At 73.5% G+C, this 13,635-nt stretch carries 12 protein-coding genes; 6 read left to right on the top strand and 6 right to left on the bottom strand.

Annotated features, from left to right (window positions below; translation table 11 throughout):
- Nucleotides 1-2: 2 nt before the first annotated feature.
- The gene (locus FRAEUI1C_RS12585; RefSeq protein WP_013423678.1) at nt 3-1,196 is read left to right on the top strand and encodes an acyl-CoA dehydrogenase family protein; all 1,194 of its coding nucleotides are present in this window, start codon (nt 3-5) and stop codon (nt 1,194-1,196) included.
- Nucleotides 1,197-1,270: 74 nt separating this feature from the next.
- Here the strand turns inward: FRAEUI1C_RS12585 and FRAEUI1C_RS12580 are convergent, their stop codons facing one another.
- Nucleotides 1,271-2,479, bottom strand: a complete 1,209-nt coding sequence (locus FRAEUI1C_RS12580) for an amidohydrolase family protein (protein WP_013423677.1) — start codon at nt 2,477-2,479, stop codon at nt 1,271-1,273.
- A 206-nt stretch (nt 2,480-2,685) separates the two neighbouring features.
- On the opposite strand from FRAEUI1C_RS12580, the gene FRAEUI1C_RS12575 reads away from it, so the two are divergent.
- Together FRAEUI1C_RS12575 and FRAEUI1C_RS12570 are read left to right on the top strand one after the other, a co-directional pair.
- A complete protein-coding gene (locus FRAEUI1C_RS12575; protein ID WP_232425403.1) occupies nt 2,686-3,594 on the top strand; it encodes an acyl-CoA dehydrogenase family protein in 909 nt (302 codons plus the stop codon).
- Entirely contained in the window at nt 3,584-4,786 is a 1,203-nt protein-coding gene (locus FRAEUI1C_RS12570; protein ID WP_013423675.1) for an acyl-CoA dehydrogenase family protein, read from the top strand. Before FRAEUI1C_RS12575 ends, FRAEUI1C_RS12570 begins: the two co-directional genes overlap by 11 nt.
- Nucleotides 4,787-4,896: 110 nt before the next feature.
- On the opposite strand, the gene FRAEUI1C_RS12565 is transcribed toward FRAEUI1C_RS12570, so the two are convergent.
- Together FRAEUI1C_RS12565 and FRAEUI1C_RS12560 are read right to left on the bottom strand one after the other, a co-directional pair.
- Complete coding sequence (locus FRAEUI1C_RS12565; protein WP_013423674.1) at nt 4,897-5,400, bottom strand: cupin domain-containing protein; 504 nt, start codon at nt 5,398-5,400, stop codon at nt 4,897-4,899.
- Nucleotides 5,401-5,475: 75 nt separating this feature from the next.
- Nucleotides 5,476-6,438: an LLM class F420-dependent oxidoreductase gene (locus FRAEUI1C_RS12560; RefSeq protein WP_232425402.1), complete on the bottom strand. Its 963-nt coding sequence runs from the start codon at nt 6,436-6,438 to the stop codon at nt 5,476-5,478.
- 260 nt (nt 6,439-6,698) lie between these two features.
- On the opposite strand from FRAEUI1C_RS12560, the gene FRAEUI1C_RS12555 reads away from it, so the two are divergent.
- Nucleotides 6,699-8,237, top strand: a complete 1,539-nt coding sequence (locus FRAEUI1C_RS12555; protein ID WP_232425401.1) for a class I adenylate-forming enzyme family protein — start codon at nt 6,699-6,701, stop codon at nt 8,235-8,237.
- Between the two features lie 119 nt (nt 8,238-8,356).
- The gene (locus FRAEUI1C_RS12550) at nt 8,357-9,193 is read left to right on the top strand and encodes an SDR family NAD(P)-dependent oxidoreductase (protein WP_013423671.1); all 837 of its coding nucleotides are present in this window, start codon (nt 8,357-8,359) and stop codon (nt 9,191-9,193) included.
- Nucleotides 9,194-9,219: 26 nt separating this feature from the next.
- Here the strand turns inward: FRAEUI1C_RS12550 and FRAEUI1C_RS12545 are convergent, their stop codons facing one another.
- The 3 genes from FRAEUI1C_RS12545 to FRAEUI1C_RS12535 all read right to left on the bottom strand — a co-directional run bounded on the left by FRAEUI1C_RS12545 (nt 9,220) and on the right by FRAEUI1C_RS12535 (nt 12,371).
- A complete protein-coding gene (locus FRAEUI1C_RS12545) occupies nt 9,220-9,648 on the bottom strand; it encodes a nuclear transport factor 2 family protein (protein ID WP_013423670.1) in 429 nt (142 codons plus the stop codon).
- A 33-nt stretch (nt 9,649-9,681) separates the two neighbouring features.
- Complete coding sequence (locus FRAEUI1C_RS12540; RefSeq protein WP_013423669.1) at nt 9,682-10,908, bottom strand: cytochrome P450; 1,227 nt, start codon at nt 10,906-10,908, stop codon at nt 9,682-9,684.
- A 251-nt stretch (nt 10,909-11,159) separates the two neighbouring features.
- Nucleotides 11,160-12,371, bottom strand: a complete 1,212-nt coding sequence (locus tag FRAEUI1C_RS12535; RefSeq protein WP_013423668.1) for an acetyl-CoA C-acetyltransferase — start codon at nt 12,369-12,371, stop codon at nt 11,160-11,162.
- A 198-nt stretch (nt 12,372-12,569) separates the two neighbouring features.
- Here FRAEUI1C_RS12535 and FRAEUI1C_RS12530 point away from each other — a divergent pair, with 198 nt between their 5' ends.
- Nucleotides 12,570-13,541 (top strand): helix-turn-helix domain-containing protein, encoded by a 972-nt coding sequence (locus tag FRAEUI1C_RS12530; RefSeq protein WP_013423667.1) that lies wholly within the window; start codon nt 12,570-12,572, stop codon nt 13,539-13,541.
- Nucleotides 13,542-13,635: the final 94 nt, after the last annotated feature.

Below are 13,635 nucleotides of genomic sequence, written 5' to 3'. Positions count from 1 at the left end.
TGATGGCGACCCCAGCCGAGCCGGCGGCGCATGCCGAAGGGCGAGCGGAGTTCCAGGCCCGGGTCCACGCGTGGTTCGCGGCCAACGCGCCCCGCAAGGGGTCCTCGGCGGACTTCTCGGCCGTGCACATCGTCAGCGCGCGGACACCGGAGCAGTTCCACGCCCAGGAGCAGCACGCGATCGCCGTGACGCGCGACTGGCAGCGCCGGCTGTTCGACGCAGGCCTCGCGGGCCGGTCCTGGCCGGCCGAGTGCGGCGGCCACGGCGCGCCGGCCTGGCAGGACGACGTCGTCGCCGAGGAGCAGGCGAGGTGGGGCGTCTCGACCAAGATGTTCGCGGTCGGCCTGGAGATGGTGCCCGCCGTGCTGTTCGGCCACGGGACCGCCGAGCAGCGGGCCACCTTCCTGCCGCCGATCGTGCGGGGCGAGCACAGCTGGTGCCAGCTGCTGTCCGAGCCGGGCGCCGGCTCCGACCTGGCCAGCGTCCAGACGCGGGCGACCCCTGTCGAGGGCGGCTGGTCGGTCACCGGCCAGAAGGTGTGGACGTCGAACGCCGGCTGCAGCGAGTACGCCCTGCTCATCGCCAGGACCGGTCGCAAGGAGGACGGCCGCGCCGGCCTGTCCTGCTTCGCGATCGAGATGACCCAGCCCGGGGTCGAGATCCGTCCGCTGCGCCAGATCTCCGGCGGGTACCACTTCAACGAGGTCTTCCTCGACGGCGCCTTCGTGCCCGAGGGCGGCCTGATCGGCGGGCTGGGCGACGGGTGGGCCGTGCTGCGGACCATGCTCGCCAGCGAGCGCGCCGCGATCGGCGGCGGCACCAGCGCCCGGTCGGCGAACGAGCTGGTCGGCCTCGCGAAGCGCCTCGGCCACGCCGACGACCCGGGTGTGCGCGACCTGCTGGCCCAGGCGGCCATCCGGGAGCGGACCCTGGACCTGCTGCGCGCGCGGATCGCGGCCGGGCACCCGGTGCCGGCCGCCGGGCCGACGACGAAGCTGCTCTACTCCGAGCACGCGCGCCTCAGCGCCGACGCGGCGACGACGATCCTCGGGATGGCCACGACCGTGGTCGACGACGCCACGTCCGCGCCCTGGATCGAACGGCTGCTGTTCGCCCCCGGCCTGCGCCTCGGCGGCGGGACCGACGAGATCCAGCGCAACACGATCGCCGAGCGAGGCCTCGGCCTCCCCCGCTGACCCGGCCTGAGACCGGCCCTGAGCCGGGACCGGCGTCGACCAGCGGTCGGCGCACGGCCCCGGCTCAGGCTTACTCAGCCGAGCGAGATGCCCAGGACCTCGAGGGCGTTCTCCCGCGCGATCCGCAGCACGTCCGCCTCCGGCAGGCCGGCGAGCGACTCGGTCACGAAGTCCACCGGTGCACGGGTGCCCTCGGCGTGCGGCCAGTCAGAGCCGAGCAGCAGCCGGTCGACCCGGACGTCGGCGACCAGCTGGTCGATGTGGTCCTCCCAGAACGGCGTGACCCACACGTGCTCGCCGAAGACCTCCCGGGGGTGGTCGGCGAAGTAGCCGGGATTGCGGTTCGCGGCGTCGTCGAGCCGGTGCAGCAGGTCCGGGATCCAGGACGCGCCGTTCTCGACGCTGGCGAAGCGCAGCGCCGGGAACCGGTCGAAGATCTTGTGGCAGACGGCGGCGGCGTAGAAGTCGGTGACCGCGCGGCCCTTGGTGACGATCCCCCGCAACGGCGAACGGAAGATCGAGTTCTCCTCGCCGCCCGGCTCCCACATCTGCACCAGGGCGTCGTAGCCGTCGAGGCCGGCATGCGTCGCGACCGGGATCCCGGCCTCGGCGGCCAGCGCCCAGAACGGGTCGTAGGCCGGCTCGAACGGCGAGCGGAACCCCCCGGGCACCGGGATCGGCGCGTTGCGGACGTTCACCGCGACGGCCCCTGCCTCGATCACGCGCCGCAGCTCCGCGGCGGCGGCGACCGGGTCCAGCAGCGGGACGCACGGGACGGCGAAGATCCGCCCCTCGTAGCGGAAGCCCCAGTCCTCGTCGAGCCACCGGTTGAACGACTCGAAGACCTGCGCGCAGGCCTCCGGGTCGGTCTTGAGCGCGTCCTCGACGCCGACGCCCAGCGTCGGGAACAGCAGCGTGCCCGCCAGCCCCTGCTCGTTCATGACGGCCAGCCGGGCCTTGCGGTCCTGGTACTCCGGCGGCAGCGGCTCCAGCTCGCCGAACGCGTCCTTGATCGTCTGCTGGCGCGGGTTGCCCCGGTACCAGTCGTAGAGCGAGCCGGGCTTGGCCACGGGGTTGAACGTGGGGTTGGCGATGTAGTTGTTGATCTTCCCGCCGACCAGGATGCGCCGCCGGCCGTCGACGTCGGCCCACCGGACGCCTCGGTTACCCAGCCTGCGGTCCTGGTGGCGCGTGAAGGCATCGACGGCTTCGTAGTAGTGATTGTCGAAGTCGAAGATCCACGGAGCCGTCTGGTTCATCTTGATCAGCCTCTCGTCCGCCATCGATCACCGGGCCCGCGGCTTGACGCCGGACCGGACAACGCCAGAGTATCGAAGTCGACACCAATGTCGAGTTTCTTTGATGTGAGGCCGTCCTGACTACCACGACAGCCAACGACGAGCTTCTCCAGCTGCGGGAGGCCCTGCGAGGGACGCTCGGCACCGACGGCCAGGACCTCCAGCCCACGGTAGCCGCCGACTGGCGCTCGATGTGGCCGGCACTGGCGGAACTTGGTCTGACCGCGCTGTGCGTCCCGGAACCGCTCGGCGGGTTCGGCCTGCGGGCCGACGCCGCCGTGATGACGGCGGCGGAGCTCGGCGCGGCCCTGTACGGGGGCCCGTACGCCGGGCTCACCGCGAGCGCGCACGCCCTGGCCCAGGCCGCCGGCGACCCTGTCGCGGGCGAGCTGCTCGCCGGCATCCTGGCCGGCGAGCGGGTCTGCGCGTTCGGCCGCCTGGGGCCGGACGGCCGGCTCGCCCGCCTGGTCGACGGCGTGCCGGGGGCGGACGCCCTGTTGCTGCTCGATCAGCCCGGCGGCGGCCTGATGCTGTTCGCCGACCCGGACGGCTGGACGGCCGACCCGGCTCCGCACGGCTTCGACGTGTCCCGGACCTGCGGCGACGTCACCGTGAGCCCGGGGGCCGGGCGCCCGCTCCCGCCGGCGGGCCAGGCGGTGGAGCTGTACGAGCTCCTGCTGGCCGCCGACGCCGTCGGCTGCGTGCGCCGGATGCTCGACCGGGCCGTCGCCTACGCCGGCCAGCGCCAGGCGTTCGGCCGGCCGATCGGCGGCTTCCAGGCGGTCCAGCACCGGCTGGCCGACCACGCCGTGCGGGCGCAGGGCATGACCCTCGTGGTCCGCGCGGCGGCCGGCCTGTTCGACGCCGACCCGGCCGCGCTGCGGCGCGCCGTGGCGACGGCCGCGCTGAGCGTGAGCTCCGCGGCCCCGCTCATCCTGCACGACCTGCTCCAGCTCACCGGCGCGATCGGCTTCACCTGGGAGTACGGGCTGCACCTCTACGAGCGCCGGGTCCACCAGGACGCCCGCCTGGCGGCGAACCCCCGGGCGGCCCAGCGGTCGCTCGCCGAGCTTGAGGGATGGACGACCCATGCGCACTGACGTCGCGGCCGAGCGGGCCGTCGGGGCCGATCCGGACGTCGAGGCCTACCGGAGCCAGGTCCGGGCCTTCATCGCCGAGCACGGCGTTCCCATGGTGGGTGAGGGCGTCCGGGTCCCCCGGGACGAGGCCGAGGAGAAGGCGATCCGGGCCTGGCTGCGGGCGCTCTACGAGGCCGGGTACCTGGGCGCGGGCTGGCCGCCGGAGTGGGGCGGCCGGGCGGGCCACGTCCCCGTCCGCGACCTCGTGCTGATGGAGGAGCTCATCCGCGGGAACGCGTACCGCCCGCTGGACCAGGTCATGCTCGCCAGCCACGCGATCATCGAGTTCGGCTCCGACGCGCAGCGGCGCGAGCTGCTCCCCCGCATCCGCGGCGCCGAGCACATCTGGTGCCAGCTGTTCAGCGAGCCCGACACGGGCAGCGACCTGGCCTCGCTGCGCACCCGGGCCGAGCCGGACGGCGACGGGTTCGTCGTGACCGGTCAGAAGATCTGGAGCACCGACGCCCAGTGGGCCGACATGGGGATGCTGCTGGCCCGCACCGACCCCTCGGTCGACCGGCACGCGGGGCTCACCGCGTTCGTCGTCCCGATGGGCCTGCCCGGCATCGAGGTCCGCCCGATCCGCGAGATGACCGGCTACGCCGAGTTCTGCGAGGTGTTCCTCGACGGAGTGCGCCTCGGCCCCGAGCACGTCCTCGGCGCGGTGAACGGCGGGTGGAAGGTGGTCACCTCGGGCCTCGCCTCCGAACGCGCCTTCGTCGGCGCGAACGCCGTGCAGCTGGAGCGCATGTTCGCCGACCTGGTCGCTCTGGCCGGGGCCGCCCGGCTGCCCGACGGCACGGCCGCGCTGGCGCACGAGGACGTCCAGGCGAGGCTCGCCGGCGCGCTCGCCCGGGTCGAGGAGGTCAGGCTCATCGTGCGGGACACCGTCGACCGGGTCCTGGTCGACGACGAGCGCCCGAGCGACGGCCCGGTCGCCAAGCTCGCCTACACCGAGACCAACGTCGCGCTGTGCGACCTCGCGATGGAGCTGATCTCGTCCTCGGTCTCGATCGACGAGGACGGCGTCGCGATCGCGGCCCGGTGGCACCACAACTTCCTGTGGGGACGAGCCCTGACCATCTCGGGTGGCGCCTCGGAGATCATGCGCGGCCTCATCGGCCGCCAGCTCCTGGGCCTGCCGCGGGCCTGACCGGGACCGGCATGACCCGGCTGCCGCGACGGCCGGGTCATGCTGGTCCCGCCAGCCGGGCCGGGCCGCCGCTCGGCCGGTTCACGCCAGGCCGGTTCACGCCAGGCCGGTCAGCTGGGCCGGGTGGCCGCCCACAGCTCGCGGTTCGCGACCGCGGCCTCGACGATCGGCTTCCAGCGCTCGGCGGTCTGGTCGGTGATCCTCATGTCGAAGCTCGTCGAGGTGCGGAACTCCAGCACCTCGGCTCCGTCCGGGCCGGCGGTGTAGGCGTACTGCGCGTCGGCCGCGACGAAGAACCCGTCGCCCTTGCCCATGGTGCGGGTGCCCATGAGGATCTCCCCGGACACGACGTAGTAGAGGCAGTCGGCCGAATGGCTGTGGCGGGGCAGCCGGAAGCCGGCACCGAACCAGGAGTGGACGAGGCTGAACCCGTCCGGGCCCTCGCCCTTGTAGAGCACGGTGACGCGCTGCCCGGCGTCGACCGGCCGGATGTCGAGCTGGGTGTAGACCGCCTTGTCGATCGTCGGCGGCGTCATCATCCCGTCCTGCTCCAGGCTGGGGGCGCCCGCCGACGTGTAGAACTCCATCTTGGTGGTGCGCTGCTCGGACGACATCGGCTACTCCCAGCTACGAGGAACGTGTCCCGTCGGACCTGCTGTCAACGATTTCGGGGCGCCGGCGGTTGCCCGTCACCAGAGGCTCGCGATCGGCTCCACCATCGTGAGATCGGTGGGCTCGATGATCATCGTGGTCACCGGGCCGTCGCGCCAGGCGGCGAGCTGGTCGGCGATCCTGGCCAGCGGGCCGACCAGGGCCAGGTCGTCCACGAGCTCGTCCGGCACGGCGGCGCAGGCACCGGCCCGGTCCCCGCCCAGGTAGAGGTCCTGGATGCGGTTCGCCTCGTCGACGTAGCCGTAACGGGCGACCAGCGCCGCGTAGAAGTTCTTCGACTTCGAGCCCATGCCGCCGATGTGCAGCGCGATGCGGGGGCGGACCTGGTCGCGGCAGGCGTCGAGGTCGTCACCGACGCAGGCCAGGACGGTCGGAGCCACCTGAAACCCGTCCGGCGCCTTCGCGAGCGCGTCCCCCCAGGCGTCGCGCCACCGGGTCGGGCTCCACAGGTACGGGAGCAGGCCGTCGGCCTCCGCCACGGTCATCGCCACGTTCTTCGGCCCGAGCGCGGCCACCAGGATCGGGGTGTCCGGGGCGCCCGGCAGGGTCGTGCGCAGCGGGCGGCCCTGGCCGGTGGAGCCCGGGCCGGTGTAGGGAACCTGGTAGATCGACCCGGAGAACTCGAGCCGCTCCTTCCCGGCCAGGGCCTTGCGCAGCACGGCCAGGTACTCCCGGGTCATCGGCACCGGCGGGTGGTAGGGCACGCCGTGCCAGCCCTCGACCACCTGCGGGCCGGAGGCGCCGATGCCGAGGACGAACCGCCCCTCGGACAGCTGCTGCAGCGTCAGCGCCGTCATCGCCGTCATGGCGGGCGTGCGGGCCGGCATCTGCGCGATCGCGGTACCGAGCCGCAGCCGGCTGGTCACCGCGGCGACGGCGGCCAGCGGGGTGAACGCGTCGCTCCCCCAGGCCTCGCCCGTCCACACCGAGTCGTACCCGGCCTGCTCGGCCCGGCGCGCCACGGCTACGAGCGAAGCCACGTCCCCATGAATTCCGGCAAGGCTCAGTCCCAGCGCAATCTCCGACACGCGCGGCACACTAGTTCGATGACAATATCGATGTCAATGTCGACTTAAGGTGGACCCCGGCGGGCGGCGCGGCTAGCTTGTCCGGCGGAAGCACGTGCGGCCGCGGCCCGGCGGGCCGCTGAGCGGATGGAACCGACTGACGGATGGATGCCACGACCAGACGGGTTTCGGCGGCGGCAGTCGAGGCGCTTCCGCGCGCGGGGGCGGACCGGGTGGCGCGCCATCGGGCCGACGGCTCGTGGGACGACCGGACCCTCGCCGACGGGATCGAGGCGGCGGCGGCCCGGCGGCCGGACGCCGTGGCGCTGATCGACGGCGACGGCCGGCTCTCGTGGGCGGAGCTGGCGGCGGCCGTCGGCCAGGGCCTCGCGTCCCTGCGCGGCCACGGCGTCAAGCCGGGCGACGGGGTCGTCCTGGTCAGCGGGAACACCAGGCACGGCGTGATCGCCTACCACGCCCTCCTGCGCCTGGGCACGACGGTCGCGGTGCTCGACCGGCGGTGCGGCCCGGCCGACGTCCAGGTCGCGCGCGACGCGCTGCCCGGCCGGCCGAAGGTCGTCGTCGCGGCCGGCGAGGCGGGGCGCCTCGGTGACGCGCTGGCCGGCGTCGAGACCGTGCCGCTGGAGCTCTTCGGGGGCGAGCCAGGGCCGGCCGCTCCGCCGCCGTGGGACGAGCCGGACCGGGACCGCACGTCGGTCATCCTCTTCAGCTCGGGAACCACCGGCCGGCCGAAGGGCGTCGCGCACTCGCTCAACACCCTGACCGCGGGCGCCGCCAACATGGCGCGGATAACGTCCGCCGACGAGAGCACGGTGGCGTTCCTCATCAGCCCGCTGACCAGCATCACGGGCCTCATGCAGGTCCACCTGGCCGCCGACCAGCACGCGACGCTGGCGCTGGAGGACAGGTTCGAGCCGGCCGGCACCCTCCGGCGCATGGCGGCGGCGGGCGCGACCCTGCTGGGCGGCGCGCCGGTCATCGCCGAACGCCTGCTGCGCGCCGCCGCCGGCGCGGGCGGCGCCGGGACGGGCAGCGTCACCCTTCGGACCCTGGCGCTCGGCGGCGCGATGCTGCCGCGACCGTTGCTGGAGCTCGCGACCGACTCGTTCGGGATCGAGATCGCCCGGGTGTACGGCTCCTCCGAGGCGCCCAACTTCTCCGGCAGCCTGGCCACCGACGACCGCGAGCGACGGCTGTCCGACGACGGCGCGCTCATGCCGGGCGGCGAGGTCCGGATCGGCTCGGCCGAGCACCCGACGGAAGGGCTGCTGCGCGGGCCCGGCGTGTTCCTCGGCTACCTCGACCCGGCGGACGACCAGTCCGCGTTCGAGGACGGCTGGTACCGGACCGGGGACCAGATCGAGGCGCATCAGGGCCGGCTGACCGTCGTCGGCCGGTTGAAGGAGCTGGTCAACCGCAACGGCCTCAAGGTCTCGCTGACCGAGATCGACGCGGCGCTCGCGGCGCTGCCCGGCGTGGTGGAGTACGCCTCGTTCGGGATGCCCGACCCGGACACCGGCGAACGGCTCGCGGTGGCCGTGCTCGCCGACGAGGGCGTCACGATCACGCTCGACGATGTCATCGAGTACCTGCTCGGGCAGGGGCTGGCCAAGCGCAAGCTGCCCGAGCAGCTGGTGCGCTGGGACGGGCCGCTGCCCCGGACCGCCTCCGGGAAGGTCGTCCGGTCCCGGCTGGTCATGGAAGCCCCGGCGAAGGCCGGCGACCTGGCCCCCCGCCTGCGCCAGGCCTGAGCAGCCTGGGAACCCCGCACTCCCACGAGCCCGCGCACTTCCCGAGAGGATCCCTCAATGGCCTTGCGATCGACTGTTCCGACGCCCTCCGCCCACCGCCGCGTGCCGGGGCTCGCCCGATGAGCGGGCCGAGCGCGGGGCGGGTCGCCCTGGTCACGGGTGCCGCGGGCGGGATCGGCGGGGCGGTCGTCCGCCGGTTCGTCGCCGAGGGCGGGAAGGTGGTCGGCGGGGACATCGACGAGGCGGGCCTCGCGGCGCTCGACGCCGAGCTGGGCCCCGAGGCCTTCGCGGGCGCCCGGTGCGACGTGACCGTCGAGGACGACGTGGCCGCGCTGGTGGCCCTGGCCGCCGAACGGTTCGGCGGCCTCGACGTGGTGGTGGCCAACGCCGGGGTGGGCACGCTGGGCGAGATCGCCGACCACGACTTCCGGGCCTGGCGCCGCGTCGTCGACCTCTGCCTCAACGGCGCCTTCCTGACCATCAAGCACGGTGGCCGGGCGTTGCGGGACGCGGGGCGCGGCGGGTCCATCGTCACGGTCGCGAGCCTCAACGCCGTGCAGCCCGGCCGCGGCCTGGGCGCCTACTGCGCGGCGAAGGCGGGCGCCGTGGCGCTGACCGAGGTCGCGGCGCTGGAGCTGGGCCGCCACGGCATCCGGGTCAACGCCGTGGCTCCGGGCCTGGTCCGCACCTCCATGACCAGCTACCTGTGGCAGATGCCCGGCGTGGTCGAGGAGTTCGTCGAGAACGCCCCGCTCGGCCGGTTCGCCGAGCCGGACGAGATCGCCAACGTGATCTACTTCCTGGCGTCCGACCAGGCGTCCTTCGTCACCGGCGCGCTGTACGGCGTGGACGGCGGGGGACGGACGATGCGCTACCCCGACATGATCGGCGGGATGGAACGGGCGATGGCGGCCGCCGCGTCGCGGCCGGGCCGAGCGCCGACGACGGCGGGCTGACCGGCCACGCCCCTGGACCACGGAGCCTAGGTGGTGCGCGGCGCCTGGTCCTTGGGGCGGGCCGGGCGGTCGGAGAGCCCGTCCGGCGTGACGAACTGGCAGCGGCAGCGGCCGATGCGCCAGCCGTCCGGCGTCCGGACCAGGTCGTCGTGGTAGATCGCGTGACGCGGGGCGCCGCCGGCCTGGTCGACGAACAGCAGGTTCCGGGTGGTCCGGGCCTGGTCCGGGCCGAGCATCTCGATGCTGGGCGGGCCGCCGAGGTGCATCCCGCCGGGAGCGGCCCGCATCATCGCGCGCAGCGCGTCGTGCCCATCGAAGGACCGCCCGTAGACCAGGTAGCTGGCGTCGGGGGTGAACAGCCCGACCCAGCCTTCGACGTCGTCCAGGTCGAGCATCAGGCAGTAACGGGCCACCAGGTCGCTGATGGCCACATGGTCCGCGGGAGCGGGGAGCATCAGCCCTCCTCCTTGCCAGCCGGGCCCTGCCGGTCAGGCCATCGTGTAGCGGATGGGGAGGCGCTTCGGGCCGCCGACGAAAAGGGTCTCCATGTACTCGGGGGTGCCGGCCAGCTCGATCGACCGCAGTCGGGGGACGAGCTCGGCGTAGAGGGCCTGGCCCTCCAGGCGGGCGAGATGGGTGCCGAGGCAGTAGTGCGCGCCGAACCCGAACGCGACGTGCCTGTTCGGGCTGCGGCCGACGTCGAAGGCGTCCGGGTTCTCGAAGACGTCCTCGTCGCGGTTCGCCGACGGGTACGACAGCAGCACGGACTCCCCCGCCGCGATCGGCACGCCGCGCACGACGGTGTCCTCGGTGGCCGTACGCATGAACTGCTTCACCGGCGACACCCACCGGATCATCTCGTCGAACGCGGTCGGCACGAGCGAGAGGTCGCCGGACAGCCGCCGCCACTGGTCCGGGTGCTCCAGCAGGGCGTGCATGCCGCCGGCCAGCGCCGAGCTCGTGGTGTCGTGGCCGGCCGTCGCGATCAGCACGTAGTAGCCGGCGGCCTCCATCTCGCCGATCAGCTCGCCGTTGATCCTGGCGTTGGCGATCACGGAGCCCAGGTCGTCCGTCGGGTTGGCCCGGCGGTCCGCGATGACCGTCTGGAAGTACTGGAAGAAGTCGATCAGCGCGGCCATGTGCGCCTGCTTGTCGCCCTTGCGGGCCAGGTCCTCGTCGTCGGCGCCGAAGAGCTCCTGGGTGAGCTTGAGCATCCGGGGGAAGTCCTCCTCGGGCAGCCCGAGGAGGGACATGATCACGTACAGCGGGTAGTGCGAGACGACGTCGACGAAGAAGTCGCACTCGCCGCCGAGGTCGGCCAGCTGGTCGACGAACCGCTTGGCGAGCTCCTCGATCCGGGCCCGCAGCCGGCGGACACCGAGCGGCTTGAACCAGTCCGCGCTGATGTGCCGGTAGACCGGGTGGTCCGGCGCGTCCATCTGGACCAGGGACCGGATCGGGATGTCCTGGCGGGACTCGTCCTTCGGCTTCGGGCCGAGCGCCGTGCGCGGGGCGTTGATCCAGAGCCCGGCGTCCCGCGAGATCGTCATGACGTCGTCGTGCTTGGTGATGGCCCAGAACGGGTTGTACTTCGGATGCTCGACCAGGTACACCGGCGACTCACGGCGCAGCAGCGCGGTGGCCGCGTAGAAACGCTCGTTGTCGGCGTACGCCCGGGGATCGGTGAAGACGGTGGCCGCTGTCTCGCTGTCCATGACCGGGTTCTCCGCATCTGCGCGCTGATCGCGTCCGCCGGACGCGGGTCTGGTAATCAAACTCGACGTCGACGTCGATAGTAACAGTGATCAAGCGCGGGTGGACCTGGTGCCCGGTGCCGTCGCATGCTGGCCGCTGCCCCGGGCAAGCACACCGCAACGATCAGCCATGCGCCACGATCGTCGTTCTGCCTCGCTTCGCAGGGCGGACTCGAGACCGCCAGGGCGGACACGAGACCGGAACCGCGCTCTCAGTCGAGGCGTTCGAATATCGCGGCGATTCCCTGGCCGCCGCCGATGCACAGCGTCTCCAGCGCGTACCGCGCGTCGCGCCGGTGCATCTCCCGCAGCATCGTCGCGAGTATGCGGCCGCCTGTGGCCGCGACCGGGTGGCCCAACGAGATGCCGGAGCCGTTGACGTTCACCCGGTCCCAGTCCTTCTCGCCGAAGCCCCAGGCCCGGCCGCAGGCGAGGACCTGGGCGGCGAAGGCCTCGTTCAGCTCGATCAGGTCGAGGTCGGCCATCGTCAGCCCGGCGCGTTCGAGCGCCTTCGCCGTCGCGGGGACGGGCCCGATCCCCATCCGGGCCGGCTCGACGCCGGCGACCGCCCAGCTGACCAGCCGGGCCAGCGGCCGCAGGCCGAGGCGCTGCGCCTCGTCGGGATGGGTCACGACGCAGGCCGCGGCGCCGTCGTTCTGCCCGCTGGCGTTCCCGGCAGTCACCGTCGCGTCCGGGTCGGAGCGGCCCAGGATGGGCCGCAGCCCGGCCAGCTTCTCGAGGGTCGTGTCCGCGCGCGGATGCTCGTCGGCGTCGACGACCGCCTCCCCGCCACGGGCCGGGACCGCGACCGGGATGATCTCGTCGGCGAACCGGCCGGCGCGCTGGGCCTCGACGGCGCGCCGGTGTGAGCGCAGCGCGAGCTCGTCCTGCTCCGACCGGGAGATGGCGTATTCGCGGCGCAGGTTCTCCGCCGTCTCGATCATTCCGCCCGGCACGGGGAACCTGCGGCCGCCAGCCGTCAGCCGCCCGCGGGCGAGCGCGTCGCGCAGCTCGACGGCCCCGCCGCGGATGCCCCAGCGCATCTCGGTGGAGTAGAACGCGGCGTTGCTCATGCTCTCCGCCCCGCCGGCGATCACCACGTCGGCGGCCCCGGTCTGGACGAGCATCGCGGCCATGGTGACGGTCTGGACCCCGGAGCCGCAGCGACGGTCGAGCTGGAGGCCGGGAACGTCGATGCCGAGCCCCGCGTCGAGCGCGACCACCCGGCCCAGCGCCGGCGCCTCCATGGTCGGGTAACAGGAGCCGAACAGCACGTCGTCGACGTCCGAGCTCTCCAGGCCGGTCCGCTCCAGCAGGCCGCGCACGACGGTGGCCCCCAGCTCATGGGCGGCCAGCGCCTTCAGCGCGCCGCCATACCCACCCACCGCCGTACGCACCGGCTCGCAGATCACCGCTGACCGCATCGTCAATCCTCTCCGCGCCGGCTCGCCCGCGGGCTCCGACCTCCCGGGCTCCGAACCTTTTGTGCCACTGCATCGATGTCGACATCAACCTCGATGTCGAGCACACTAGCCGTGGCTCGCGGGCCTGGCAACGGCGGCGCGGTGCACGATTCGCACTGCGCGAACGCTGGCAGCCGCAGACGCTACCGTTGTCGCATCATGAGCAGACCGTCACCGCAGACAGACCGGCTCCTCGACCTGGTCGACCTGCTGTCCAGGCAGCCGGCCGACGGGGCCACGCTGGCCGAGGTCGCCCGCGCGCTCGGGCTGAGCAAGGCGACCATCCATCCGATGATGGTGACGTTGACGCGGCGGGGCTGGCTGCTGCGGCATCCCGAGCGGCACACCTACCGCCTCGGCCCGGCGCTCGTCGCCGCCGGGCGCGTCGCGGCCCGGGGCCACCCCGTCGTCGACGCCGCCCGGCCCGTGGTGCGCGGCCTCGCCGCCGCCACCGGGCTGACCTGCCTCGCGTTCGTCGCCGGCGCGATGCCCGGCGAGCCCGACGAGCTGCTCGTCGGCGAGATCGGGCAGCCGCCGCAGCCGCCGGCGGGCGGAGGCGGCGACGCGCACCGCTACCTGCGGCTGGGCGACCGGTTCCCGCTGAAGCCGCCGATCGGCTCGGTCTGTGTGGCCTGGTCGGACGATCCCACCGCCGTCGAGCGGTGGCTCGACCGGCTGGGTCCCGAGCGCCCCGCCGACGCCCTGACCCAGATCGCCCCGAGCCTCGACGGGGTGCGCGCTCGCGGCTGGTCGGCCGAGGTGGACAGCCAGCTGCGCGAACGGATCGACCTGCTCGCCATCGAGCTCGGCGAGGACCACCGCGGGGTCGAGCACGCCGCGGCGCTGCGCCGGATCCTGGGCGACGTTCACCGGCTCTTCGGCCTCGCGGACGCGCTTCCGGCCGTGATCGAGCCCACGGGCAGCTACCGCGTCTCCACCGTCTGTGCCCCGGTGTTCGACGGCGGCGGTGACGTGGTGGTGGTGCTCGCGGCCATCTGCGCCTCCGAACAGCACCACGCGCCGCCCCGGACCGGCGCCGAGGTCGTGCTGCTCGGCGAGCGGGTCGCGGCGGCCGCCGCCGGCCTGACGGCCGCGACGCAGGGCCGGCCGCCGCGGACCTGGCGCCGCTGACGCCCCGCGTTCGCATAGTGCGGCTGTTGCTTCGCTCAATGCGACGTGACACGCTGCGATTCCGGCTCGCGGCCAGGGACATCGAGGCGGAGAT

The sequence above is a fragment of the Pseudofrankia inefficax genome (genome assembly GCF_000166135.1).
GTDB classification, from domain to species: Bacteria; Actinomycetota; Actinomycetes; order Frankiales; family Frankiaceae; genus Pseudofrankia; species Pseudofrankia inefficax.
Note: the sequence above shows the minus strand (reverse complement) of the source record. Positions and strands in the feature narration are given on the sequence as shown.

Bases quoted from the DNA above. Each gene is read 5' to 3' on its own strand.
- FRAEUI1C_RS12545 (WP_013423670.1), bottom strand. From the start codon at position 9,648: ATGCTCCCCGCTCCCGCGGACCATGTGGCCATCAGCGACCTGGTGGCC.
- FRAEUI1C_RS12585 (WP_013423678.1), top strand. From the start codon at position 3: ATGGCGACCCCAGCCGAGCCGGCGGCGCATGCCGAAGGGCGAGCGGAG.
- FRAEUI1C_RS12580 (WP_013423677.1), bottom strand. From the start codon at position 2,479: ATGGCGGACGAGAGGCTGATCAAGATGAACCAGACGGCTCCGTGGATC.
- FRAEUI1C_RS12530 (WP_013423667.1), top strand. From the start codon at position 12,570: ATGAGCAGACCGTCACCGCAGACAGACCGGCTCCTCGACCTGGTCGAC.
- FRAEUI1C_RS12540 (WP_013423669.1), bottom strand. From the start codon at position 10,908: ATGGACAGCGAGACAGCGGCCACCGTCTTCACCGATCCCCGGGCGTAC.
- FRAEUI1C_RS12575 (WP_232425403.1), top strand. From the start codon at position 2,686: ATGTGGCCGGCACTGGCGGAACTTGGTCTGACCGCGCTGTGCGTCCCG.
- FRAEUI1C_RS12570 (WP_013423675.1), top strand. From the start codon at position 3,584: ATGCGCACTGACGTCGCGGCCGAGCGGGCCGTCGGGGCCGATCCGGAC.
- FRAEUI1C_RS12565 (WP_013423674.1), bottom strand. From the start codon at position 5,400: ATGTCGTCCGAGCAGCGCACCACCAAGATGGAGTTCTACACGTCGGCG.
- FRAEUI1C_RS12535 (WP_013423668.1), bottom strand. From the start codon at position 12,371: ATGCGGTCAGCGGTGATCTGCGAGCCGGTGCGTACGGCGGTGGGTGGG.
- FRAEUI1C_RS12550 (WP_013423671.1), top strand. From the start codon at position 8,357: ATGAGCGGGCCGAGCGCGGGGCGGGTCGCCCTGGTCACGGGTGCCGCG.